The following is a 21,425-nucleotide window of genomic DNA, read 5'->3' on the forward strand; positions in this document are numbered from 1 at the left end:
CTGACCGGATACATGCGTAAGATAGCGTATAATGCTTTCCCGACCTACGCTTACATATTCCGTGACTGACCCTATGACATTGAATCGCTTTTGTTTTGTTCTGCTGATCTTCGCTGCGATTGGCACCTTTTTTTCCTCGTATCCTTTTGCCATGTGGTTTCTGCTGATTAATATGCTGACGATAGCGATTTATGGTGTCGACAAAACGGCGGCACGAAAAGCGATGCGCAGGATACCGGAAGTCACTTTACTGACGTTTGGTACTGTGGGAGGGTGGCCAGGCGCCATATTGGGCCAACAGCTCTTTCGCCATAAAACGCAGAAGCAACCCTTCAAAACCTGGTTTTTGCTGAGCATCGTCGTGAATATTTTAGCCACGGCGGCGCTTTATCATTTCTGTCCCTTTATTCTTTTTTGAACATCATCAGGACCGCACAAATTCACCGTTGACCTCAAGTTAACTTGAACTTTTAAGATGGCTACGACATGTTGATACAGGAGTAACATCTTAAAATGAAAGACATTGATGTAGGATTCACTCATGTTGCGTTTATGGTCAGGGATCTGGAGAAGAGCCTTGTTTTCTATCGCCGATATGCCGGGATGGACGTCATCCATTCGCGTGAGCCCGATCTTCCAACTGCCCGTAAAGTGGCGTGGCTAACTGACCATACGCGTCCTTTTGCGCTGGTTCTGGTGCAGGCGGACACCGTGACCGATACGCCGCTGGGGCATTTTGGCCACCTTGGGATTGCCTGCGCCACGCGCGAAGAAATTGACAGAAAAACCGCGATGGCCGCTAAAGAAGGGGTGTTGAGGAAAGCGCCGGAAGATCTGGGTGACCCCGTCGGCTATTATGTATTTTTTGCCGACCCTGACGGTAATACCTTAGAGCTCTCATACGGCCAGCGTGTCGGAATAACAGCGATCCAGGCGAAATAGTAAAACGCCTGAAAACGGTCTGAAAAATCCTGCTACGCTTGTTTGTTGTATCAGGAGCATGAGTATGAAGAACAAAGACGAACAAACAGGATTAGTGGGGCTGGCGATTGGGGCTGCCGTTATAGGGCTGGTTTCATCGCAAAAAACGATCGATCGTGACAGCATTGTCAACGAACTTGTCAGGCTGGGCAGGCAGAAAGGCGATGGTGTAGAAGATGAGGTTTTTCTCAAAGCTGCCGAACTGGTAAGAAAAGGGGTATAGCCAATGGCTGACATTCGTCATGCACAGTGCCACTGTGGTGCGGTGGCTTTTACCGTCGAACTGACTGACGGCTTGAATACCGCGCGGCGCTGCAGCTGCTCTTTTTGCCGTATGCGGGGCGCGGTTGTGGTCTCTGCACCGCTGTCGGGTATCACCGTGACCAGAGGTGAGGATAAGCTGACGGAGTACCGGTTCAACACGGGGACGGCGCGGCATTTCTTCTGCTCGGTCTGCGGGATTTACACGTTCCATCAGCGTCGCTCTAACCCAAATGAATACGGCGTCAATGTGGCCTGTTTTAAAAATGTGTCGCCGTTTGATTTCCCAGAAGTGACGGTGATGGATGGCGTAAACCATCCGAGCGACGGCGAAAGCGGCGTTTTTGGCTATCTCTCGTTTCGCAAAAAAGAGACCAATCAAGATTAATTACCGCCTGGCCTTTTTTTTATCAGCCTGGCTATAGTGGGAAGTGGGTTTCTAAAACAGGAGGAATTATGCTCTGTGTAGAAAAAGACGATCCGCGTGAGGCCCCGGAATCAGGGGATAAAAAACCTCAACCCGTGAAAAAATAACGCTCGAAATGCGTATGACCGCCACCGGCACTGCTGGTGGCTTTTTTCTGGGATTCACTGTTAATGGTGATCCAGATGGTTTAGCAGCGTGCCGAGATGCCCGACAATATCTCGAAAATCAAAGATTAACGCCATCCACAAGCATGCTAAAAGTGTCAGAATGGTAACGGATATACGACCAAACAACGCAGTTATCCTTAATGAAGAGGGGGATATCGGCGCAGTCTAACCCGCTTTCTTTCAACTTATCCTCAACAATATCGCGATAAAGCGCTGTTGTGAGACAAACATCAAAAAAAGGAGAGCCCGCATGACGCTGCGGGCTCTGACCATCAGAACTGGTAAACCAGGCCTAATGCAACGACATCGTCGGTGCTGATGCCGTTGTTTTTGTAGAAGCTGTCATCTTCATCCAGCAGGTTGATTTTATAATCAACGTAGGTGGACATGTTCTTGTTGAAATAGTAGGTCGCGCCTACGTCCGCATATTTAACCAGGTCCTGATCGCCCTGACCGTTGCCCAGGTCTTTCCCTTTAGACTGCAGGTAAGAAATGGCCGGACGCAGACCGAAATCGAACTGGTACTGTGCGGTCACTTCGAAGTTCTGAGTTTTGTTGGCAATACCGCCGCCTGATTTGCTATCACCTGAACCGTACGGCGTCATATTACGGGTTTCAGAATACATCGCCGCCAGGTAGATATTATTTGCGTCATATTTGAGGCCAGCAGTCCAGGCATCCGCTTTATCACCCCCCGCATATTGAGACGCAGCGCCAGTACCTGCGCTTACCTGGTCATTTGTACGGTCAGATGAGGCGTAGGCGGCACCGGCACTGAACCCCATGCCGAAATCATAGGTGGTTGAAATACCGAAGCCGTCGCCATTTTGATTGCGGATGTTGTTATCTGTCCGGTTGTTAGTCCCTTCCTGAGAGCAACCCGTCTCATCGCAATTGCTGCCTTCGTTGCTGCCCTGATACTGCAGCGCGAAGTTCAGACCCTGCACCAGACCATAGAAGTCAGTGTTGCGGTAGGTTGCCACGCCGTTGGCGCGGCCGGTCATAAAGTTATCCGCATAGGTGTAAGAGTCGCCGCCGAACTCAGGCAGCATATCGGTCCAGCCTTCCACGTCGTACAGCACGCCATAGTTACGACCATAATCGAAGGAACCGTAGTCACCCACTTTGACACCCGCGAAGGCCAGACGCGTCCAGGACTGATTATCAGATCCTTCGGTGTTATTCGCCTGAATGTTATATTCCCACTGCGCGTAGCCGGTCATCATGTCGTTAATCTGCGTTTCACCTTTGAAACCCAGACGCATGTAGGTTTGATCGCCGTCTTTTGAGGCATCATCGGAGAAATAGTGCAGACCATCTACTTTTCCGTACAGATCTAATTTGTTGCCGTCTTTATTATAAATTTCTGCCGCATGCGCGGCGCCAGCCATTAACAGAGCTGGAATCATCAGAGCCAGTACTTTTCTTTGCATCGTGATATTCCTTTGCAGTTGTTTTTATTTGATTACCTGTTGAACTTTCTGAAACCGAAAGTTGTCCCATGCTAAATCACTCCTGTGAAAGAGTAATAAAATATAATTGTTACTAATTGAGTAAAATCTCAAAGGAATAAATCCGCGGAAATGATCATTGTTGTGGTGAATGATTAAAAATGATTCATATTAAATAAAAATTATTAATTGGTGATTAAATCAGGTAATCTCTGCGGCGTTATATGCCTTTAAGATTATTTATCCATAATTATCGTGAATGTCATTTGGGAAACTAAATAGAGATTCATTAATTATCTGGATTAGCCCGGTGTGAAGACATCGGGCTTTTTTTATGCCAAAAAAATGCCCGGACAAGCCGGGCAGTGGAGTTAGTCGCTGGTTGATTTTTCGGCTTTACCCGCCATTTGTGCCAGGAAGTCATACCGTTTTTGCAGATCTTCTGCGGCGTCTTTCCAGAGCTGTTCTGCCACCTCAGGCTGTTGCGCATTCAGACGGCGGAAGCGCTGTTCCTGCATCAGCGTCTCTGCCAGGGCATCTGACGGCGGACGTGAATCCAGCGCCAGCGGTAATTTGCCCTCGTCCGCACGGCGAGGATCGAACCGGTAGAGCGGCCAGAATCCGGTGGCCGTCAGCTGACGCATCTGATCGTGGCTGAGGGCCAGGTCGTAGCCATGCTCTTCGCACGGGCTGTAGGCGATGATCAGCGACGGCCCCGGATACGCTTCAGCCTCCTGAATGGCTTTCACCGTCTGGTTAAGCTGCGCCCCCAGCGAGATTTGCGCGACGTAAACGTGGCCGTACATCATCATGCTCACGCCGAGATCCTTACGTGCCTTGCGTTTACCGTGTTCACCAAATTTCGTGACGGCGCCCAGCGGCGTGGCTTTCGATGCCTGCCCACCGGTATTGGAATAACACTGCGTATCCAGAACCAGAATGTTGACGTTTTCGGTCAGGCTTAACACATGATCCAGCCCGCCAAAGCCGATGTCGTATGCCCAGCCGTCACCGCCAATCAGCCAGATCGATTTTTCGACCAGGGCGTCAGCGTCGGTCAGAAGCTGTTCAGCGCCGTCAATTCCCTTGAGTGCGCTGCGAAGTGCAGCTACCTGCTCGCGACGAACCTCTGGCGTGGCTTCTGCGTGTAGCGCCGCGTTAAGTTCAGCCGGGATCTTATCAGCAAATTGTTCAAGCAGGCGCATCACACGCGCGCGGTGCTGGTCAACGGTGAGTCGGAAGCCCAGGCCAAATTCGGCGTTATCCTCGAATAACGAGTTTGCCCATGCCGGACCGCGCCCATTCGCATCGGTGGTGTACGGCGTGGAGGGCAGGTTACCGCCATAGATAGACGAGCAGCCGGTGGCGTTGGCAATCAGCATCCTGTCACCATACAGCTGGGTAAGCAGTTTGATGTACGGCGTTTCACCGCAGCCGGAGCATGCGCCGGAGTACTCGAACAGCGGCGTGATCAGCTGCGAGGTACGAATATCAATGCGTTCCAGCTTGCTGCGATCGATTTCCGGCAGGTTCAGGAAGAAGTCATAATTCACTTTTTCTTCTTCAACGTGTTCAAGGCGCGACATCATATTGATGGCTTTGATGTCCGGGTTCTGGCGATCTTTTGCCGGGCAGACCTCAACGCACAGGTTACACCCGGTGCAGTCTTCCGGTGCGACCTGCAGAACGTATTTCTGGCCGCGCATGTCGCGGGATTTTACATCCAGAGAGTGCAGGCTGGCCGGGGCATCTTCCATTGCTTCCGGTGACACCACTTTGGCGCGAATGGCAGAGTGCGGGCAGGCCGCGACGCAGTGGTTACACTGGGTACAGAGTTCTTCTTTCCAGATGGGGATCGCTTCGGCGATGTTGCGTTTTTCCCAGCGGGTGGTGCCCATCGGCCAGGTTCCGTCCGGCGGCAGCGCAGAGACGGGCAGGGCGTCACCCAGCCCGGCCAGCATGGCGGCCGTGACGGTCTTCACGAAATCAGGTGCGGCATCCGATACCACCGGAGGGCGATTCGGGCTGGCGTCATTGACCGGCTGCAGCGGCACCTCGAACAGCGACTCGCGCGCCAGCGCCAGCGCCTGCCAGTTTCGCTCTACCAGCTCCTGCCCCTTGCTGCTGTAGCTTTTGGCGATGGCGCCCTGAAGTTCCACCAGCGCGCTGTCACCCGGCAGGATATTGGTCAGATGGAAGAAGGCCATTTGCATGACGGTATTAATACGCGCGGCCAGGCCACATTCGCGGGCAATTTTCGCCGCGTTAACCACATAGAATCGGGCTTTTTTCTGATTCAGCACCGTCTGTACTTCCTGCGGCAGGCGCGCCCAGACCTCATCCGCATTGTATGGCGTATTGAGGAGGAAAATACCGCCGGGCTTCAGGCGCTCAGCCATCTGGTACTTGTCGATAAACTGCAGTTGATGGCAGCCAACAAAGTCGGCCTGAGAAATCAGGTAGGCCGAGCGGATGGGCTGCTCGCTGACGCGCAGGTGAGAAACGGTCAGACCGCCGGCTTTTTTGGAGTCGTAGACGAAGTAACCCTGCGCGTACCACGGGGTTGAATTGCCGATGATCTTGATGTTGTTTTTGGTGGCCGAGACGCTGCCGTCGCTGCCCAGGCCGTAGAACAGCGCTTCAAGTTTGGCTGTTGCAGACAGGGTATTTTCCGGTAAAGGCAGGGAAAGATTCGTTACGTCATCATAAATGCCGACCGTGAAACGCGGCTTGGGTTTCGCTTCCCTTAGCTCGTTAAACACGGCCAGCACGCAGTCCGGGCCAAACTCTTTGGAAGACAGGCCATAGCGACCGCCGATAACGCGCGGTAGCGTTTCACGTTCGCCGTTATTAAAGGCTTCAGCGAGAGCGGTCATCACGTCAAGATACAGCGGTTCCGCGTGTGCGCCCGGCTCTTTGGTCCGATCGAGCACCGCCACGGTACGCGCGCTTTCCGGCAGGGCAGAGAGCAGATGTTTAGCCGAGAACGGGCGGTAAAGACGCACTTTAAGCACGCCGACCTTTTCGCCGCGGGTCAGCAGCTCGTCGACCACCTCTTCACAGGTGCCGATAGCAGATCCCATCAGCACAATCACGCGCTCGGCCTGCGGATGGCCGTAGTATTCGAACGGCTTGTACTCGCGTCCGGTTGCGGCAGCAAAGTCATTCATTGCCTGCTCGACGTGGTCATAAACCGCGTTGTACCACGGGTTTGTGGCCTCGCGTGACTGGAAATAAGTATCCGGGTTTGCCGATGTCCCGCGAATTACCGGATGTTCCGGGTTAAGGGCGCGGGCGCGATGCGCGTCAATTTCTGCCTGTGGCAGCAGATCCAGGATAGTCTCGTCAGCCAGCGGGACGATTTTGTTGATTTCGTGAGAGGTGCGGAAACCATCAAAGAAGTGAATAAACGGTACGCGACTTTTGAGCGTGGCGATATGCGAAATTAAGGCAAAGTCCTGTGCTTCCTGAACGCTGCTGGCACACAGCATCGCGCACCCGGTCTGGCGCACGGCCATCACGTCCGAGTGATCGCCAAAAATTGAGAGTGCGTGGGTGGCCACCGTACGCGCCGCGACGTGCAGGACGAAGGGGGTCAGTTGTCCCGCGAGTTTGTACAGCGTTGGGATCATTAACAACAATCCCTGAGAGGAGGTGAACGAGGTGGAAAGCGAGCCAGTCTGCAGCGCTCCGTGGACCGTAGCAATCGCACCCGCTTCAGACTGCATTTCAACCACTCTCGGGACATCGCCCCAGACGTTTTTTAACCCGTTTCCCGCCCAGGCATCCGCCTGCTCGGCCATAGTTGAACTTGGCGTGATCGGATAGATGGCGATAACTTCACTGGTGCGAAACGCGACTGAGGCAACTGCACCATTACCGTCAATAGTTTGCATAGGACGACACCCTTACATTGCGCAAAAAATAGGGGGCTGTCATAAGGCGACAAACCCTGAATATTATCTGTGTAGTCTAGCAAACAGGGGGTTTTACGATTTTCGCTTTTGTGTCCTCGGTATTCCCACCATCAATGGTTAGATCAAACTTAGGGCGAAAAAATTGCGAGAAATTGTTTCAGCGGCGCATAAATACGCACTTCCGCTCTCGACGACACGGGATGTGATGCCTATTATGCTTAGGTTTCGCACTAATTACGGGGAAGAGAGCATGCGTTCAGCATTTTGGGTAGGGTGTGCCGCGTTGTTGTTGTCGGCATGTAGCAGTGAACCTGTGCAGCAGGCCACGGCGGCCCACGTGGCGCCGGGAATGAAAGCGGCAATGTCCAGTTCAGGCCAGGCCAACTGCGCCATGATTGGCGGCTCGCTGTCTGTTGCCCGCCAGCTTGATGGTTCGGCTATTGGGATGTGCGCCTTGCCAAACGGCAAACGCTGTAGTGAACAGTCGCTTGCCGTTGGAAGCTGCGGTAGCTACTGATTATTCTGCTCGCTTAAACATCAGCGTCTTATCGGCCGTCGCCAGCGTCAGCTGGTCTTCAGTCAGGTCGACCTGCGCCCCTTTGCGCAGCATGTCGCCAATGGCCTGATCCAGCTCGTTAAGCTGTGGTTCGGTACAAAGTTTGCGGGTCATCGCCAGCGTTTTCACTTTTAGCTCACCTTCGGACAGCTTTCCCTGCCCGTTGAAGCGGTTACACATCTGGCCCGAAACGCTAATGTTATCAATGAGACTAATGTCGGGAAGCGCGTTAAAAACGATCTCAGGCTGCGTTGTCATGCCCTTCACGGATTTGCCGTCCACGTTTTCCAGAACAAAACGGTGGCTCTTCAGCTGATCCGGCTGAACGGATGCTTTGCCCGGATTAACGCAGCCGCTGAGGACAAGGCTGATAACACTTAACGCGATGAGCTTTTTCATTTTTCTTCTCAAATAATAAATTCTGTGAATCTTTTACCAGTGTAACGATACTCTGCGGTGCGTTAATGGGGTTTATCTGAAAGTGCGGGGTGGTGCCGGGCAGCGCAGGGCTGCCCGGAATGAAGTTTAATGCGATTTAAACCCGGCAGCCGTCATCAGCATGCGAAAGAGCATGCTGACTGCTGCCAGCGCAAGTACGCTGCCGCCCCAGATAATGGCCAGCCACAGCAATCTTTTCCAGACAGGTTGTTGCATCAGTGATAACCCTCCCCAGGCTGAACTTTGCCGCGAAATACGTAGTAGCTCCAGAAGGTGTAGACCAGAATAACGGGAATGATCAACAGCGCGCCCACCAGCATAAAGCCCTGGCTTTGCGTCGGCGCGGCGGCCTGCCACAGGGTGATCGACGGCGGTATGATATGCGGCCAGATGCTGATCCCAAGCCCGCTAAAGCCGAGAAATATTAGCCCCAGCGTCAGAATAAACGGCCGGGCATGGCTGTCAGGATTACTCAGGCAGCGCCACTGATAGAAGCTAAACATGACGACCAGGGCAGGGACGGGCAGCAGATAAAACAGATTCGGCAGCGTAAACCAGCGCGCCGCGATGGCCGGGTGCGCCAGCGGCGTCCAGAGGCTGATCGCTGCGATAAACGCCAGCAGCACGATTAACAGCGTTTTCGACACTTCACGCATCCGCTGCTGCAGCGCATTTTCGCTTTTCATCACCAGCCAGGTTGAGCCTAACAGCGCGTAGGCCACCACCAGACCCGCGCCGCAGAACAGGTTAAACGCGGTAAACCAGTCAAACGGTCCGCCGGTATACGTTCTGCCAGTGACGCTAAAGCCGTTAATGACGGCACCTACCGTTACGCCCTGGGTAAAGGTCGCCAGAACGGAACCGCCAATAAACGCCTTATCCCAGAAAAGACGGTGGGCCGGCGTGGCTTTAAAGCGAAATTCAAACGCCACGCCGCGGAATATAAGTCCGATCAGCATTAACGTCAGCGGAATGGTCAGAGCATCAACAATCACCGCATAGGCCAGTGGGAATGCACCGAACAGGGCGGCACCACCCAGCACCAACCAGGTCTCATTGCCGTCCCAGACCGGTGCGACGCTGTTGACCATCACGTCGCGATCGTCGGCGTTTTGTGTTGCCGGGAACAGAATACCGATTCCCAGATCAAACCCGTCCATGACGATATACATCAGCGTGGCAAAGACGATGATGACAAACCAGATAATGGAAAGATCGATACCCATTATGGCTGCTCCTTATGTTCAGCTGTGACGGCAGAAAGCGGGCGCGCCGGGCGTCCATCGGACTCGGTGGCGAACGATTCATGCGGCTGCGGGCCTTTTCGGATGAGGCGCACCATATAGCTGTAGCCCACGCCGAATACCGAGGTATAGACGACGAAGAAGGCCAGCAGGCTCACGCTCATATGCAGGTCACCATGGGCTGAAACCGCATCCTTCGTTCGCTGGAGTCCGTAGACCACCCACGGCTGGCGGCCGACTTCGGTGGTGACCCATCCGGCCAGAATGGCAATCAGCCCGGATGGCCCCATCAGCAGGGCAAACCACAGGAACGGACGCGAAGAATAAACTCGCTTTTTATAACGCAGCCAAAGCGCCACTACCCCAAGTAGCAGCATCAGCATCCCTAAGCCCGCCATAATGCGGAACGACCAGAAGACGATGGTGGAATTAGGACGGTCTTCTTTTGGAAACTCTTTTAGCGCAGGGACCTGTTTATCCAGGCTGTGCGTCAGGATGAGGCTACCCAGCGCCGGGATCGCCACTCCAAAGCGGGTGCGCTCCTGCTCCATGTCAGGCCAGCCAAACAGCAGCAGTGGGGTAGGCTCGCCCGGCGGATTTTCCCAATGGCCTTCAATAGCGGCAATCTTGGCGGGCTGATGCTTTAAGGTGTTCAACCCGTGCATATCGCCAACCAGCGCCTGGATGGGTGCAACAATCAGCGTCATCCACAGCGCCATCGAAAACATCGCCCGAATGGCAGGGGTATAATTCCCGCGCAGCAGATGCCATGCTGCGGATGCACCGACAAACAGGGCGCTACTCAGGAATGCCGCAATCGACATATGCAGCAGGCGGTAGGGGAAGGAGGGGTTAAATACCACGGCGAACCAGTCCACCGGTACCACCTGTCCGTTGACGATCTCGTAGCCTTGCGGGGTCTGCATCCAGCTGTTCGAGGAGAGGATCCAGAAGGTTGAGATAATGGTGCCCAGCGCCACCATGCAGGTGGAGAAGAAGTGCAGCCCTGGCCCCACTTTATTCCAGCCGAACAGCATCACGCCGAGGAACCCGGCTTCGAGGAAGAAGGCGGTAAGCACTTCATAGGTCAGCAGCGGGCCGGTAATGCTGCCCGCAAATTGCGAAAAGCCGCTCCAGTTGGTGCCAAACTGGTAGGCCATCACCAGCCCGGAGACCACGCCCATGCCAAAGTTGACGGCAAAAATCTTCGACCAGAAATGGTACAGCGAGCGCCAGACCGGATTTTTTGTTTTCAGCCACAGCCCTTCGAGCACGGCCAGGTAGCTGGCCAGGCCGATGGTGATGGCCGGGAAAATAATGTGAAAGGACACGGTAAAGGCAAACTGTATCCGCGCAAGGTGAAAAGCATCTAAACCAAACATGCAAAACTCCGCGATGTAATTATGTCGATGCCATTCTAAGCCGCGCCAGCGCTGGGTTGCAGAGACAGACCTGGGTTATTTATCTATAACAGTTTTCTTGCCTGCCTTCGCTTTATATTGCTGGGCGGCAATATTTCTGCCCAAGGGAGGTTCATTTTCGTAATGCCCAGAGGTAAATCAACATGGCATTGAGCAAAAATGAGAAGATGAAAAGCAACAGTGTATAGCTTTCACTCCATTCAAGTTCAGTCATAAAGCCAAAATGTCTGGTGAAGAGATGATAAAGTAATACATCAGGCATGAAGTAACATACAAGTGAGTAAATAACAAACAGCATCAATGTTTCAACAACCCAGGTCAGGGTATGCTTTTTGCATTCATCAATATACCTGTATTGTTCCAGGTGCATCTAACCCAGCAGTAACTTTAAACGTGCCGGATGCCAGTAGACCATGCATCAGAATTCTGTAATGGGAGTGATTTGGCAACGTTTTCCCCGTCATGTTATCTGTTGGTAGATGCAGACCATGACTAAATCCCAACACCTCGATACTGCCCTCACGATCTTGTACATCGACAGCGCCTTTGATATCTACTCCACCGTCGTCTTTTAGCCACAGGTATGCTGGAATGGCCATCTTAAACTCCTTTTTTCTTTCACAGTTCGTGTACCGAATGAATGTTAATACTCCCAATGTGTTATGGTGATTAGACAAAAAATGCCATGCAAAATATTTATATTTCATTGATTTATAAATGTTTTTCTCGAGATTGGTCCCGCTAATATTTTGTGCCGTATTAAGCGTTTCTGAATAAAAACACTATTTTTATGAATTTTAGGCATTAAACCGCTTGCTTTGTCGTCATCGCCGTGCGTTAATGGTCTTCTGGTTTTGAGTCCAAAAAAATATCTGACGTAGTTTCATAAAGCAGTTCTCATCACGTTGTGCCTCTCCGCAGCCTCTCTTGGGTCTTTGTCTACATTCCGATTAGTTTTGTTTAAAACCATTATTGCCTGATCGGCTCATGAGTAATTTACGTTTTTACGTTCACAGGAGAATCCTATGACTTCTTATATCCATTTCCGCTGCCCATGCTGTCATGGCTCGCAGTACCGTACCTCAGTCTTTGATGTATCTGAGAAAAACCCGCTCGGTGCGAAATGCATCTTTTGCAAATCGTCAATGATCACGCTCGATCACCTGGCCGCTGCGCGTCAGGCGCATAGCCACGTTACCGAGTACCGTAAGTAATTTTTACTTAAACTATAACAGTTAGCAAAATCTTCTCTTTTTCTCCTGCTGATATACACTGTCGGCAATAAGGAGAATCTGATGAAAAAATACCAGCGTCTGGCGCAACAAATTATCTCGCAGATTGAGCTTGGCGTTTGGCTGCCGGGCGATAAGCTGCCTTCCCTGCGAGAGCAGGTGGCAAGCAGCGGCATGAGCTTTATGACCGTTGGCCACGCGTATCAGATGCTGGAAAGTCAGGGGCGCATTGTCGCCAGGCCGCAGTCGGGCTATTACGTTGCCTCGCGCCCGACCGCACAACAGCCTGCGCCGCCTGCCCAGGTAATGCGTGACGAAGCGGTAGATATCAACACCTACATTTTCGAGGTCTTACAGGCCAGCCGCGATCCGTCCGTTGTTCCTTTCGCCTCCGCGTTTCCCGACCCCCGGCTTTTCCCGCTTCAGCAGCTCAACCGCTCGCTGGCAAACGTCAGTAAAACCGCTACCGCAATGAGTGTGATTGAGAACCTGCCGCCCGGTAACGCTGAACTTCGTCACGCCATTGCGCGCCGTTATGCGCAGCAGGGGATGAACATCTCGCCGGACGAGATCGTCATTACCGCAGGCGCCCTTGAGGCCCTCAACCTGAGTTTGCAGGCGGTGTCGGAGCCAGGAGACTGGGTGATTGTTGAAAACCCGTGTTTTTACGGCGCGCTGCAGGCGCTGGAGCGTCTGAAGCTAAAAGCGCTGTCGGTCGCCACAGACGTCCGGGAGGGGATCGATCTGAATGCGCTGGAGCAGGCGCTGAACGACTACCCCGTAAAAGCCTGCTGGCTCATGACCAACGGCCAAAACCCGCTTGGCTTCACGCTGAGTGCGGAAAAAAAAGCGCGTCTGGTCGCGCTCCTGACGGAGCACAACGTCACCTTGATCGAGGACGATGTCTACAGCGAGCTCTATTTTGGTCGCGAAAAACCGCTTCCGGCCAAAGCCTGGGACCGGGTAGATATGACGCTTCACTGCTCTTCCTTTTCAAAATGCCTGGTGGCGGGGTTTCGCATCGGCTGGGTGGCGGCAGGAAAACACGCGCGCCGCATTCAGCAGCTGCAGCTGATGAGCACGCTTTCAACCAGTTCTCCCATGCAGCTGGCGCTGGTAGACTACCTGGCGACCAAGCGCTACGACGCCCATCTGCGCCGCCTGCGACGCACGCTCGCCGAGCGAAAACAACAGGCCTGGCAGTCACTTCTGCGCCATATGCCCGCCGGCGTCAAAATCCACCACAACGACAGCGGCTACTTTTTATGGCTGGAGCTACCTGCGCGGCTGGACGCGGGGCTGCTGAGCGAAAAGGCCTTAACGCACCACATCAGCATTGCGCCGGGAAAGATGTTTTCCACCTCTGACGCGTGGACGCCGTTCTTCCGGTTTAATACGTCCTGGGCGTGGGGCGAGCGGGAAGAGCAGGCGGTCATTCAGTTAGGTAAATTAATTAGCACAATGATGGAATAACTTTTCCCCTTTATTTAAATAATCATTTCTTATCCTGACGACGGCACGGCAAATATTTTGCGGTGCCGTATCATATGAAATCTGCATACCGGCTTTCGCGGCTAACTCCTTGTCTATAATCCAGTTAACGGGGAATGCGTCCTCGGTCACACCTTGATGAAATTTCCTTAAGCCGAACGGTGCGGCGCATTTGCGCGGTCTACGTTTAATAAGGGAGATATTTTTACGGCACGGCTGCCGCTAAATTTCATTGCGACAGGAGTAACTCTTATGAGCAAAAAATTTGCCCGCAGCAGCCTGTGCGCGCTCGGCATGACTATCATGACCGCGCAAGCCGCAGAACCACCAAAGGCCATTGGCGGCGGGGAAGGCCGACTGGATATTATCGCCTGGCCGGGGTACATCGAACGCGGACAGACGGATAAAAATTATGACTGGGTTACCCAGTTTGAAAAAGAGACCGGCTGTGCGGTCAACGTTAAAACGGCGGCCACGTCCGATGAAATGGTCAGCCTGATGGCGAAGGGAGGTTACGACCTTGTCACCGCGTCAGGTGATGCCTCGCTCCGCCTGATTATGGGAAAACGCGTTCAGCCGATTAACCCGGAACTGATCCCCAACTGGAAAACCCTTGACCCGCGCATCGTGAAGGGCGAGTGGTTTAACGTGGGCGGCAAGGTCTACGGCACGCCGTATCAGTGGGGGCCCAATCTTTTGATGTACAACACCAAAACCTTCCCGACGCCGCCGGACAGCTGGAGCGTGGTCTTTACGAAGCAGGATCTGCCGGACGGCAAAACCAATCAGGGACGCGTGCAGGCATACGACGGTCCGATTTATATCGCCGATGCGGCGCTGTTCGTCAAAGCCACTCAGCCGCAGCTGGGTATTAGCGACCCGTATCAGCTCACTGAAGAACAGTATGCCGCCGTGCTCAAGGTACTTCGCGACCAGCATGCCCTGATCCACCGCTACTGGCATGACACCACCGTCCAGATGAGTGACTTCAAAAATGAAGGCGTCGTGGCCTCCAGCGCCTGGCCGTATCAGGCGAATGCCCTGAAGGGCGAGAACCAGCCCGTTGCCACCGTCTTCCCGAAAGAGGGGGTGACCGGCTGGGCGGATACCACCATGCTGCATGCGCAGGCAAAACACCCGATGTGCGCCTACAAGTGGATGAACTGGTCGCTCACGCCGAAAGTGCAGGGCGATCTGGCGGCATGGTTTGGCTCGCTGCCCGTCGTGCCTGAAGGGTGTAAGGCCAGCACGCTGCTGGGTGACAAGGGCTGTGAAACCAACGGCTATAACTATTTTGACAAAATCATGTTCTGGAAAACCCCCATCGCAGAAGGCGGAAAATATGTGCCTTACAGCCGCTGGACGCAGGATTACATCGCCATCATGGGTGGCCGTTAATCATCCGGGAGCAGAACATGACGTACGCGGTAGAGTTTAATGACGTTTCCCGTCTGTACGGCGACGTGAGGGCGGTGGATGGGGTCACCATTGCCGTTCGTGACGGAGAATTCTTCTCCATGCTGGGGCCTTCGGGCTCCGGCAAAACCACCTGCCTGCGTCTGATTGCCGGCTTTGAGCAGCTGTCAGGCGGCACGATATCTATCTTTGGCAAAGAGGCGAGCGCGCTGCCGCCGTGGGAGCGGGACGTGAACACCGTATTCCAGGATTACGCGCTGTTCCCGCATATGTCGATCCTCGATAACGTCGCCTACGGGCTGATGGTGAAAGGCGTCGACAAGAAAAAACGCCACGCGCAGGCTCGCGACGCGCTGGAAAAAGTGGGCTTAAGCTTTGCCGTCGCCCGCAAGCCTTCGCAGCTTTCCGGAGGCCAGCGCCAGCGTGTGGCCATCGCGCGGGCGCTGGTGAATGAACCACGCGTCCTGCTGCTCGACGAGCCGTTAGGCGCGCTCGATCTCAAGCTGCGGGAGCAGATGCAGTTCGAGCTGAAGAAACTTCAGCAGGAACTCGGCATCACCTTTATTTTCGTCACCCACGATCAGGGTGAAGCCCTCTCCATGTCGGACCGGGTGGCGGTGTTCAATAACGGGCGCATCGAGCAGGTCGATACCCCGCGCGATCTCTACATGCGCCCGCGCACGCCGTTTGTCGCCGGTTTTGTCGGCACCTCGAACGTCTTCGATGCAGGCCTGGCGCATAAAGTCTGCGGCATGGAGGGCAGCTACTCCCTGCGTCCGGAACATATCCGCCTGAATGAGGGGGGTGAGGTTCAGGTGCAGGGCGTCGTCCAGGCCGTTCAGTATCAGGGGGCTGCCACGCGCCTTGAGCTCAGGCTCGCCGACGGTGCCAAACTGCTGGTGAGCCAGGCAAATCTCAGCGATTTCTCGCCGCTAAGCGGCATTGCGCCGGGGCAGGCCGTCACGGCGTCGTGGTCGCGCGAGGCGATGATTCGCCTGCAGGAGGAGAGGTGAAATGGCTATGAGTGTCGCGCACCCTCCAGCCCCGCGCGGCCGCATAAGCCGCATTACGTCACTATTCTGGCGTAAACCATCGCTCGGACTGTTCCTGCTTCTGCTTGCGCCGCTGATGTGGTTTGGCATTGTCTATTTAGGATCGCTGCTGACCCTTTTGTGGCAGGGTTTTTACACCTTTGACGATTTCACCATGACGGTCACGCCGGATCTGACCCTGGCGAACATACTGGCGCTCTTCAATCCGGCAAACTACGACATCATCCTGCGCACGTTAACGATGGCGATTGCGGTGACGATTGCCAGCGCAATTCTGGCGTTCCCGATGGCCTGGTACATGGCGCGATACACCCGCGGCAAGTGGAAAGCGTTTTTCTATATCGCCGTGATGCTGCCAATGTGGGCGAGCTACATCGTCAAAGCCTACGCCTGGACGCTGCTGCTGGCGAAGGACGGCGTGGCACAATGGTTCCTCAACCACCTGGGACTGGAGCCGCTCCTGACCTCGATCCTTACGCTACCCGCGGTAGGCGGCAACACTTTATCCACCTCCGGGCTGGGGCGGTTTCTGGTCTTCGTCTATATCTGGCTGCCGTTTATGATCCTGCCCGTTCAGGCGGCGCTGGAACGTCTGCCGGCTTCGCTGCTGCAGGCCTCAGCCGATCTCGGCGCGCGCCCGCGCCAGACCTTCCGCTATGTCGTTCTGCCGCTGGCTATACCGGGTATTGCCGCGGGTTCAATCTTCACCTTTTCCCTGACGCTGGGGGATTTCATCGTACCGCAGCTGGTCGGGCCGCCGGGGTTTTTCATCGGTAACATGGTCTACTCCCAGCAGGGGGCGATCGGCAATATGCCCATGGCCGCCGCGTTCACGCTGGTTCCCATCGTGCTGATTTCACTCTATCTGGCGTTCGTGAAGCGTCTGGGAGCATTCGATGCACTCTGAACGCGCACCGCTGTTCCTGAAAGTGGCAGCGTGGGGAGGCGTCATCTTCCTGCACTTCCCGCTGCTGATTATCGCAGTCTATGCCTTTAATACCGAAGATGCTGCCTACAGCTTTCCGCCTCAGGGGCTGACGCTGAAGTGGTTTACTGCGGCGGCGGGGCGCGGCGATATCATCGAATCGGTGACGTTGTCACTTCAGGTTGCCGCGCTATCCACCGCGATAGCCCTGGTGCTTGGCACGCTTGCTGCAGCGGCGCTCTGGCGAAGCGAGTTTTTTGGCAAGAACGCGATCTCGCTATTGCTGCTGCTGCCGATTGCGTTGCCGGGGATCATCACCGGCCTGGCGTTGCTGACAGCGTTCAAAACAATCAACCTTGAGCCGGGGTTTTTCACCATCGTGGTTGGGCACGCCACGTTTTGCGTGGTGGTGGTCTTCAATAACGTGATTGCGCGGTTCAGACGCACCTCCTGGAGTCTGGTGGAAGCGTCGATGGATCTCGGGGCCGACGGATGGCAAACCTTCCGCTATGTGGTGCTGCCCAACCTGGGCTCCGCGCTGCTGGCCGGGGGAATGCTGGCGTTTGCCCTGTCGTTTGACGAAATTATCGTCACAACCTTTACGGCGGGACACGAACGCACGTTACCGCTGTGGTTGCTCAATCAGCTAGGCCGTCCGCGCGACGTGCCGGTCACCAACGTCGTTGCACTGCTGGTGATGCTGGTAACAACCATCCCCATTCTGGGAGCCTGGTGGCTAACCCGCGACGGCGAAAACATCGCCGGCGGCGGGAAATAACATTGATTTGAACAGGACAATGCTATGCAAACACATCTGCTGATAAAGGGTGAACTGGTTGCCGGAGAGGGAGAGAAACAGCCTGTCTATAACCCGGCCACCGGAGAGGTGCTGCTGGAGATTGCTGAAGCGTCAGCGGCACAGGTCGACGCGGCGGTTCAGGCCGCCGACCGTGCTTTTGAGGCGTGGGGACAAACGACGCCGAAAACCCGCGCCGAGTGCCTGCTGAAGCTCGCGGATGCGATTGAAGCGCATGGCGAAGAGTTTGCCCGGCTCGAATCCCTCAACTGCGGCAAGCCGCTGCACTGTGCGCTGGGCGATGAAATTCCCGCCGTGGTCGACGTTTTCCGTTTCTTCGCCGGGGCGGCCCGCTGCCTGAACGGGCTGGCCGCGGGTGAGTATCTTGACGGCCACACGTCGATGATCCGCCGCGACCCGGTGGGCGTGGTTGCCTCTATCGCGCCGTGGAATTACCCGCTGATGATGGCGGCATGGAAGCTGGCGCCTGCGCTGGCGGCCGGTAACTGTGTGGTCATCAAGCCGTCTGAAATCACGCCGCTGACGGCGTTGAAGCTGGCGGAGCTGGCGAAAGATATCTTCCCGGCTGGCGTTCTCAACGTGCTGTTTGGCCGCGGGAAAACGGTGGGCGACCCGCTCACCGGACATGAAAAAGTGCGCATGGTGTCGCTGACCGGTTCGATTGCCACCGGGGAGCATATCATCGGCCACACGGCGTCCTCCATTAAGCGCACCCACATGGAGCTGGGCGGTAAAGCGCCGGTTATCGTGTTCGATGACGCCGACCTGGATGCGGTTGTAGAAGGCGTGCGGACGTTTGGTTTCTACAATGCCGGGCAGGACTGTACGGCGGCCTGCCGTATCTATGCCCAGAAGGGGATCTATGCCCGGCTGGTGGAAAAGCTCGGTGCCGCGGTCGCCAGCCTCAAAATGGGTGCCCCGGAGGATGAGTCTACTGAACTCGGTCCGCTCAGCTCGGCTGCCCATCTTTCACGCGTCTGTCAGGCGGTTGACGAGGCGAAAGCCCTTGGCCATATCCGCGTGGTGACGGGCGGGAGCAAAAAAGAGGGGGCGGGCTACTACTTCCAGCCAACGTTGCTGGCCGGGGCGAAACAGGACGATGCCATCGTTCAGCGAGAAGTGTTTGGACCGGTGGTGAGCGTCACCGAATTCGACGATGAAGCGCAGGTCCTGGCCTGGGCGAACGATTCGCAGTACGGCCTGGCGTCGTCGGTCTGGACGAAAGACGTGGGACGCGCCCATCGCCTGAGCGCTCGTCTGCAGTACGGCTGCACCTGGGTCAATACCCACTTTATGCTGGTGAGCGAAATGCCGCACGGCGGCATGAAATTGTCTGGCTATGGAAAGGATATGTCGGTGTACGGCCTTGAGGATTATACGGTTGTCCGGCATGTGATGATAAAACATTAGAAAATCATGCCCGGCGGTCTGCATCGCCGGGCGTTTGCTTTACCAGCCACACACCTCGTGCTCATTTTCCGTGTCGTAAGCGCGGACGGTATTCACCAGATCTTTTACCACGTCTGCGGCGACGTCGGGGATGAGCAACTCCATGGGGGCCTCTGTTTCATAATCCACCGAGACGCCGTTGCTGTTGTTGGTCACGGTCACTGTGTACGTTGCTTTACCCACGCGGTTACTCCTTATGTGTATTGACCACTTTGCCGATGCCCGCGCCCTGAAGCGTAACGTCAGGATCGGCAAAAAAGTCGATATTGAAATAGGTATCGTCGGTCAATAGCTCGATGCGGTGCCATTTCTCCGGCGGCGAGATGCCAAACGATCCGGCTTCAATCACCAGCTCCAGATCCGGTTCGGTCGCGTCAGCGTTCGGGAAACCAAAATAGCGCACCGCACCCTGCATCACCGACAAACGGCCATATACGCTGGCTTTCGTATTATGGTGGGTGAAAAGCGCTTTTGGCGCGGTGTCTTTGTTCCAGAATGGCGTGGAGCGGGTATGAACAAAATTCTCAGGGATACGTAGCATAAGGGTTACCTCGTAAATAAAAGCCGCTTAAAGCGACTTCAACACCTCTGGTTCGACGAAAAATTCAATATTGAACAGCGTGTCGTCGCTCATCACCTCGATGTGATGCCATTTCTCAGGGGGAAAAACACCGAAGTGGCCGGCCCTGATAATCAGTGTGCTGTCAGGCTCAGGAGCATGTTCATCAGCATAACCCAGGTAGCGGACGGCACCCTGCATAACGGACAGGCGGGGATAAACGCCCGGACGGGTACCCGTGTCGAGATGACGCTGAAAGATCCCGGCGGGGGCGGTTTCTTTATTCCAGAAAGGGGTAGAGCGGGTATGAATACAGCTTTGCGGAATGCGTAGCATATTGCCTCCCATGTATGTCTGCCTTTATTAGACGCCTTTGCGGAAGAGAAGATTTATCAAAAAGTGCATTTCACTTGCATGTTATCAATGAAGATAATGGGTGGCTCCCCCTGTTTGTAATACAAAATACTCAGTTGTTATTAGCCATAATATTTAAGTGGTTATTATGTAATGAAAAAACTTGATCTGTATCAACATATGACGCATATTGCGTGCGGTTATTTTTTCGGCTCTGGTATACAGAATGACGTTGTATCAAAAGATGTTGGTTTTTTACGCAGTGATGGCTTCCATCTGTGCATTGATTACCTGGTTCCTTTCTAAAGACCGCAAGCGCATCCGCCTGCTTAGCGCGTTTCTGGTCGGGTCGACCTGGCCGATGAGTTTCCCCGTTGCGCTGCTGATTTCTCTTTTCTGAAGCATCCTTCCAATTTCGAAAGATGAACATAGCATTCCAGTTACGATGGCTGTATAAATACACAGTGCATCGTAAAAGGAGTGCTTATGAACAGTTTTTACTCGCATCATGCGGGTTGCACCGTGCGCTGGCATGATTTGCCCGGTTCTGGCGATCCCGTAGTCTTTATCCACGGATTGGGCTGCGCCTCTTCCTATGAATATCCTCGCGTCGTCCGAGACCCTCAGTTTGACGGGCGCAGAGCTATTCTCATCGATTTACCCGGCAGCGGTTACAGCGATAAGCCTGAACATTACAGCTATAAAACGACTGAACAGGCGCGCGTCGTGGCGGAGTTGATTGACCATCTTCAGCTGGATGCCTTCTGGTTATACGGTCACAGCATGGGCGGCAGCATTGCTATAGAAATGGCGGGGCTGCTGGCACCGCGCGTGAAGGGACTGATGGTGTCGGAGCCCAATTTTCACGCCGGTGGGGGGATGTTTAGCCGCGCTATTGCGGCGCAAACCGAACACCAGTTTGTGGCACAGGGCTATAATGCCATGCTCCGCAAAGAGACCACCGCCTGGGCCGGGTGCCTGCAAAGCAATGCACCCTATGCCGTCTGGCGCGGCGCATCAAGCCTGGTCGCCGGTGTTGAGCCGGACTGGGAAGCGCAATTTCTGTCGCTGCCTTGCCCGGTGACGTTGATTTTTGGTGAGCTCTCACTGCCGGATGACGATGTGGATAATCTGAAGCTGAAGGGCGTTGAGGTCAAAATCATCCCTGCGGCGGGGCACTCCATGTCGTGGGAAAACCCGTCGGCACTGGCGCAGGCGTTAGCGGAGTGTATGGCGGCGTGATTATCGTTGCTGAATATAGGCCGGG

The 21,425-nt window shown here is 54.7% G+C and carries 24 protein-coding genes and 1 pseudogene; 15 read left to right on the forward strand and 10 right to left on the reverse strand.

The window, feature by feature from the left end:
• Positions 1–73 precede the first annotated feature (73 nt).
• The 5 genes from APT89_RS03850 to APT89_RS24540 all read left to right on the forward strand — a co-directional run bounded on the left by APT89_RS03850 (position 74) and on the right by APT89_RS24540 (position 1,776).
• Entirely contained in the window at positions 74–418 is a 345-nt protein-coding gene (locus tag APT89_RS03850) for a DUF1294 domain-containing protein (protein ID WP_047365475.1), read from the forward strand.
• Between the two features lie 95 nt (positions 419–513).
• The gene (locus APT89_RS03855) at positions 514–942 is read left to right on the forward strand and encodes a VOC family protein (RefSeq protein WP_041909731.1); all 429 of its coding nucleotides are present in this window, start codon (positions 514–516) and stop codon (positions 940–942) included.
• A 64-nt stretch (positions 943–1,006) separates the two neighbouring features.
• Positions 1,007–1,204, forward strand: coding sequence for a hypothetical protein (locus APT89_RS03860; RefSeq protein WP_028013317.1), 198 nt, complete (start codon positions 1,007–1,009; stop codon positions 1,202–1,204).
• A 3-nt stretch (positions 1,205–1,207) separates the two neighbouring features.
• Complete coding sequence (locus tag APT89_RS03865) at positions 1,208–1,630, forward strand: GFA family protein (protein WP_041909734.1); 423 nt, start codon at positions 1,208–1,210, stop codon at positions 1,628–1,630.
• A 68-nt stretch (positions 1,631–1,698) separates the two neighbouring features.
• Positions 1,699–1,776, forward strand: coding sequence for a hypothetical protein (locus APT89_RS24540; protein WP_223239581.1), 78 nt, complete (start codon positions 1,699–1,701; stop codon positions 1,774–1,776).
• 332 nt (positions 1,777–2,108) lie between these two features.
• Here the strand turns inward: APT89_RS24540 and ompC are convergent, their stop codons facing one another.
• Both ompC and nifJ read right to left on the reverse strand, forming a co-directional pair.
• A complete protein-coding gene (gene ompC / locus APT89_RS03870; protein ID WP_060571760.1) occupies positions 2,109–3,269 on the reverse strand; it encodes a porin OmpC in 1,161 nt (386 codons plus the stop codon).
• A gap of 389 nt (positions 3,270–3,658) precedes the next feature.
• Positions 3,659–7,183 carry a pyruvate:ferredoxin (flavodoxin) oxidoreductase gene (gene nifJ, locus APT89_RS03875; RefSeq protein ID WP_060571761.1) on the reverse strand — a complete coding sequence of 1,175 codons (3,525 nt, stop codon included), beginning with the start codon at positions 7,181–7,183 and terminating at the stop codon, positions 3,659–3,661.
• Between the two features lie 271 nt (positions 7,184–7,454).
• Between nifJ and APT89_RS03880 the strand changes: the two genes are divergently transcribed.
• A complete protein-coding gene (locus APT89_RS03880; RefSeq protein WP_028013313.1) occupies positions 7,455–7,721 on the forward strand; it encodes a putative hemolysin in 267 nt (88 codons plus the stop codon).
• Here APT89_RS03880 and hslJ read toward each other — a convergent pair whose 3' ends face one another.
• From hslJ to APT89_RS03905, 5 genes and pseudogenes are all read right to left on the reverse strand, one after another.
• Positions 7,722–8,159 carry a heat shock protein HslJ gene (gene hslJ, locus APT89_RS03885; RefSeq protein WP_041909737.1) on the reverse strand — a complete coding sequence of 146 codons (438 nt, stop codon included), beginning with the start codon at positions 8,157–8,159 and terminating at the stop codon, positions 7,722–7,724.
• A 126-nt stretch (positions 8,160–8,285) separates the two neighbouring features.
• Positions 8,286–8,414: a DUF2474 domain-containing protein gene (locus APT89_RS03890; protein WP_008501283.1), complete on the reverse strand. Its 129-nt coding sequence runs from the start codon at positions 8,412–8,414 to the stop codon at positions 8,286–8,288.
• Positions 8,414–9,424, reverse strand: coding sequence for a cytochrome d ubiquinol oxidase subunit II (cydB, locus tag APT89_RS03895; protein ID WP_060571762.1), 1,011 nt, complete (start codon positions 9,422–9,424; stop codon positions 8,414–8,416). The genes APT89_RS03890 and cydB overlap by 1 nt, the downstream gene beginning before the upstream one ends.
• Entirely contained in the window at positions 9,424–10,824 is a 1,401-nt protein-coding gene (locus tag APT89_RS03900; protein WP_060571763.1) for a cytochrome ubiquinol oxidase subunit I, read from the reverse strand. Before APT89_RS03900 ends, cydB begins: the two co-directional genes overlap by 1 nt.
• Before the next feature lie 470 nt (positions 10,825–11,294).
• Positions 11,295–11,462 (reverse strand): annotated as a pseudogene (locus APT89_RS03905) (type VI secretion system tube protein Hcp); the annotation flags it as partial.
• A 426-nt stretch (positions 11,463–11,888) separates the two neighbouring features.
• On the opposite strand from APT89_RS03905, the gene ymcF reads away from it, so the two are divergent.
• The 7 genes from ymcF (at position 11,889) to patD (ending at position 19,206) form a co-directional block, all read left to right on the forward strand.
• On the forward strand, positions 11,889–12,077 hold the full coding sequence (ymcF, locus tag APT89_RS03910; RefSeq protein ID WP_041909758.1) for a cold shock small protein YmcF: 189 nt from the start codon (positions 11,889–11,891) through the stop codon (positions 12,075–12,077).
• Between the two features lie 81 nt (positions 12,078–12,158).
• Positions 12,159–13,568 (forward strand): aminotransferase-like domain-containing protein, encoded by a 1,410-nt coding sequence (locus APT89_RS03915; protein ID WP_047365015.1) that lies wholly within the window; start codon positions 12,159–12,161, stop codon positions 13,566–13,568.
• Positions 13,569–13,838: 270 nt separating this feature from the next.
• Positions 13,839–14,984 carry a putative ABC transporter substrate-binding protein YdcS gene (gene ydcS, locus APT89_RS03920; protein ID WP_047365016.1) on the forward strand — a complete coding sequence of 382 codons (1,146 nt, stop codon included), beginning with the start codon at positions 13,839–13,841 and terminating at the stop codon, positions 14,982–14,984.
• 17 nt (positions 14,985–15,001) lie between these two features.
• Positions 15,002–16,015 carry an ABC transporter ATP-binding protein gene (locus APT89_RS03925; protein WP_028013306.1) on the forward strand — a complete coding sequence of 338 codons (1,014 nt, stop codon included), beginning with the start codon at positions 15,002–15,004 and terminating at the stop codon, positions 16,013–16,015.
• A 1-nt stretch (position 16,016) separates the two neighbouring features.
• Positions 16,017–16,961 (forward strand): ABC transporter permease, encoded by a 945-nt coding sequence (locus APT89_RS03930; RefSeq protein WP_060571764.1) that lies wholly within the window; start codon positions 16,017–16,019, stop codon positions 16,959–16,961.
• The gene (locus tag APT89_RS03935) at positions 16,951–17,757 is read left to right on the forward strand and encodes an ABC transporter permease (RefSeq protein ID WP_041909768.1); all 807 of its coding nucleotides are present in this window, start codon (positions 16,951–16,953) and stop codon (positions 17,755–17,757) included. The genes APT89_RS03930 and APT89_RS03935 overlap by 11 nt, the downstream gene beginning before the upstream one ends.
• Positions 17,758–17,781: 24 nt before the next feature.
• A complete protein-coding gene (gene patD, locus APT89_RS03940) occupies positions 17,782–19,206 on the forward strand; it encodes an aminobutyraldehyde dehydrogenase (protein WP_060571765.1) in 1,425 nt (474 codons plus the stop codon).
• 39 nt (positions 19,207–19,245) lie between these two features.
• Here the strand turns inward: patD and APT89_RS03945 are convergent, their stop codons facing one another.
• From APT89_RS03945 to APT89_RS03955, 3 genes are read right to left on the reverse strand one after another with little or no spacing between them, the layout of a single operon-like run.
• Entirely contained in the window at positions 19,246–19,428 is a 183-nt protein-coding gene (locus tag APT89_RS03945) for a DUF1869 domain-containing protein (RefSeq protein WP_003856955.1), read from the reverse strand.
• A gap of 4 nt (positions 19,429–19,432) precedes the next feature.
• On the reverse strand, positions 19,433–19,786 hold the full coding sequence (locus APT89_RS03950) for a DUF1971 domain-containing protein (RefSeq protein ID WP_028013302.1): 354 nt from the start codon (positions 19,784–19,786) through the stop codon (positions 19,433–19,435).
• Positions 19,787–19,813: 27 nt separating this feature from the next.
• Positions 19,814–20,140 (reverse strand): DUF1971 domain-containing protein, encoded by a 327-nt coding sequence (locus APT89_RS03955; RefSeq protein WP_041912006.1) that lies wholly within the window; start codon positions 20,138–20,140, stop codon positions 19,814–19,816.
• 244 nt (positions 20,141–20,384) lie between these two features.
• On the opposite strand from APT89_RS03955, the gene APT89_RS03960 reads away from it, so the two are divergent.
• Together APT89_RS03960 and APT89_RS03965 are read left to right on the forward strand one after the other, a co-directional pair.
• Positions 20,385–20,558: a GhoT/OrtT family toxin gene (locus APT89_RS03960; RefSeq protein ID WP_014883956.1), complete on the forward strand. Its 174-nt coding sequence runs from the start codon at positions 20,385–20,387 to the stop codon at positions 20,556–20,558.
• 86 nt (positions 20,559–20,644) lie between these two features.
• A complete protein-coding gene (locus APT89_RS03965; RefSeq protein WP_048956120.1) occupies positions 20,645–21,400 on the forward strand; it encodes an alpha/beta fold hydrolase in 756 nt (251 codons plus the stop codon).
• Positions 21,401–21,425 lie beyond the last annotated feature (25 nt).

Origin of the sequence: Enterobacter sp. 50588862 (assembly GCF_001462935.1) — a bacterium.
Taxonomy (GTDB): Bacteria; Pseudomonadota; Gammaproteobacteria; order Enterobacterales; family Enterobacteriaceae; genus Enterobacter; species Enterobacter bugandensis.

What these genes read in the sequence shown, in the direction of transcription:
- APT89_RS03850 (WP_047365475.1), top strand. Translation starts at nt 74, where the DNA reads ATGACATTGAATCGCTTTTGTTTTGTTCTGCTGATCTTCGCTGCGATT.
- APT89_RS03855 (WP_041909731.1), top strand. Translation starts at nt 514, where the DNA reads ATGAAAGACATTGATGTAGGATTCACTCATGTTGCGTTTATGGTCAGG.
- APT89_RS03860 (WP_028013317.1), top strand. Translation starts at nt 1,007, where the DNA reads ATGAAGAACAAAGACGAACAAACAGGATTAGTGGGGCTGGCGATTGGG.
- APT89_RS03865 (WP_041909734.1), top strand. Translation starts at nt 1,208, where the DNA reads ATGGCTGACATTCGTCATGCACAGTGCCACTGTGGTGCGGTGGCTTTT.
- APT89_RS24540 (WP_223239581.1), top strand. Translation starts at nt 1,699, where the DNA reads ATGCTCTGTGTAGAAAAAGACGATCCGCGTGAGGCCCCGGAATCAGGG.
- ompC (WP_060571760.1), bottom strand. Translation starts at nt 3,269, where the DNA reads ATGCAAAGAAAAGTACTGGCTCTGATGATTCCAGCTCTGTTAATGGCT.
- nifJ (WP_060571761.1), bottom strand. Translation starts at nt 7,183, where the DNA reads ATGCAAACTATTGACGGTAATGGTGCAGTTGCCTCAGTCGCGTTTCGC.
- APT89_RS03880 (WP_028013313.1), top strand. Translation starts at nt 7,455, where the DNA reads ATGCGTTCAGCATTTTGGGTAGGGTGTGCCGCGTTGTTGTTGTCGGCA.
- hslJ (WP_041909737.1), bottom strand. Translation starts at nt 8,159, where the DNA reads ATGAAAAAGCTCATCGCGTTAAGTGTTATCAGCCTTGTCCTCAGCGGC.
- APT89_RS03890 (WP_008501283.1), bottom strand. Translation starts at nt 8,414, where the DNA reads ATGCAACAACCTGTCTGGAAAAGATTGCTGTGGCTGGCCATTATCTGG.
- cydB (WP_060571762.1), bottom strand. Translation starts at nt 9,424, where the DNA reads ATGGGTATCGATCTTTCCATTATCTGGTTTGTCATCATCGTCTTTGCC.
- APT89_RS03900 (WP_060571763.1), bottom strand. Translation starts at nt 10,824, where the DNA reads ATGTTTGGTTTAGATGCTTTTCACCTTGCGCGGATACAGTTTGCCTTT.
- ymcF (WP_041909758.1), top strand. Translation starts at nt 11,889, where the DNA reads ATGACTTCTTATATCCATTTCCGCTGCCCATGCTGTCATGGCTCGCAG.
- APT89_RS03915 (WP_047365015.1), top strand. Translation starts at nt 12,159, where the DNA reads ATGAAAAAATACCAGCGTCTGGCGCAACAAATTATCTCGCAGATTGAG.
- ydcS (WP_047365016.1), top strand. Translation starts at nt 13,839, where the DNA reads ATGAGCAAAAAATTTGCCCGCAGCAGCCTGTGCGCGCTCGGCATGACT.
- APT89_RS03925 (WP_028013306.1), top strand. Translation starts at nt 15,002, where the DNA reads ATGACGTACGCGGTAGAGTTTAATGACGTTTCCCGTCTGTACGGCGAC.
- APT89_RS03930 (WP_060571764.1), top strand. Translation starts at nt 16,017, where the DNA reads ATGGCTATGAGTGTCGCGCACCCTCCAGCCCCGCGCGGCCGCATAAGC.
- APT89_RS03935 (WP_041909768.1), top strand. Translation starts at nt 16,951, where the DNA reads ATGCACTCTGAACGCGCACCGCTGTTCCTGAAAGTGGCAGCGTGGGGA.
- patD (WP_060571765.1), top strand. Translation starts at nt 17,782, where the DNA reads ATGCAAACACATCTGCTGATAAAGGGTGAACTGGTTGCCGGAGAGGGA.
- APT89_RS03950 (WP_028013302.1), bottom strand. Translation starts at nt 19,786, where the DNA reads ATGCTACGTATCCCTGAGAATTTTGTTCATACCCGCTCCACGCCATTC.
- APT89_RS03955 (WP_041912006.1), bottom strand. Translation starts at nt 20,140, where the DNA reads ATGCTACGCATTCCGCAAAGCTGTATTCATACCCGCTCTACCCCTTTC.
- APT89_RS03960 (WP_014883956.1), top strand. Translation starts at nt 20,385, where the DNA reads ATGACGTTGTATCAAAAGATGTTGGTTTTTTACGCAGTGATGGCTTCC.
- APT89_RS03965 (WP_048956120.1), top strand. Translation starts at nt 20,645, where the DNA reads ATGAACAGTTTTTACTCGCATCATGCGGGTTGCACCGTGCGCTGGCAT.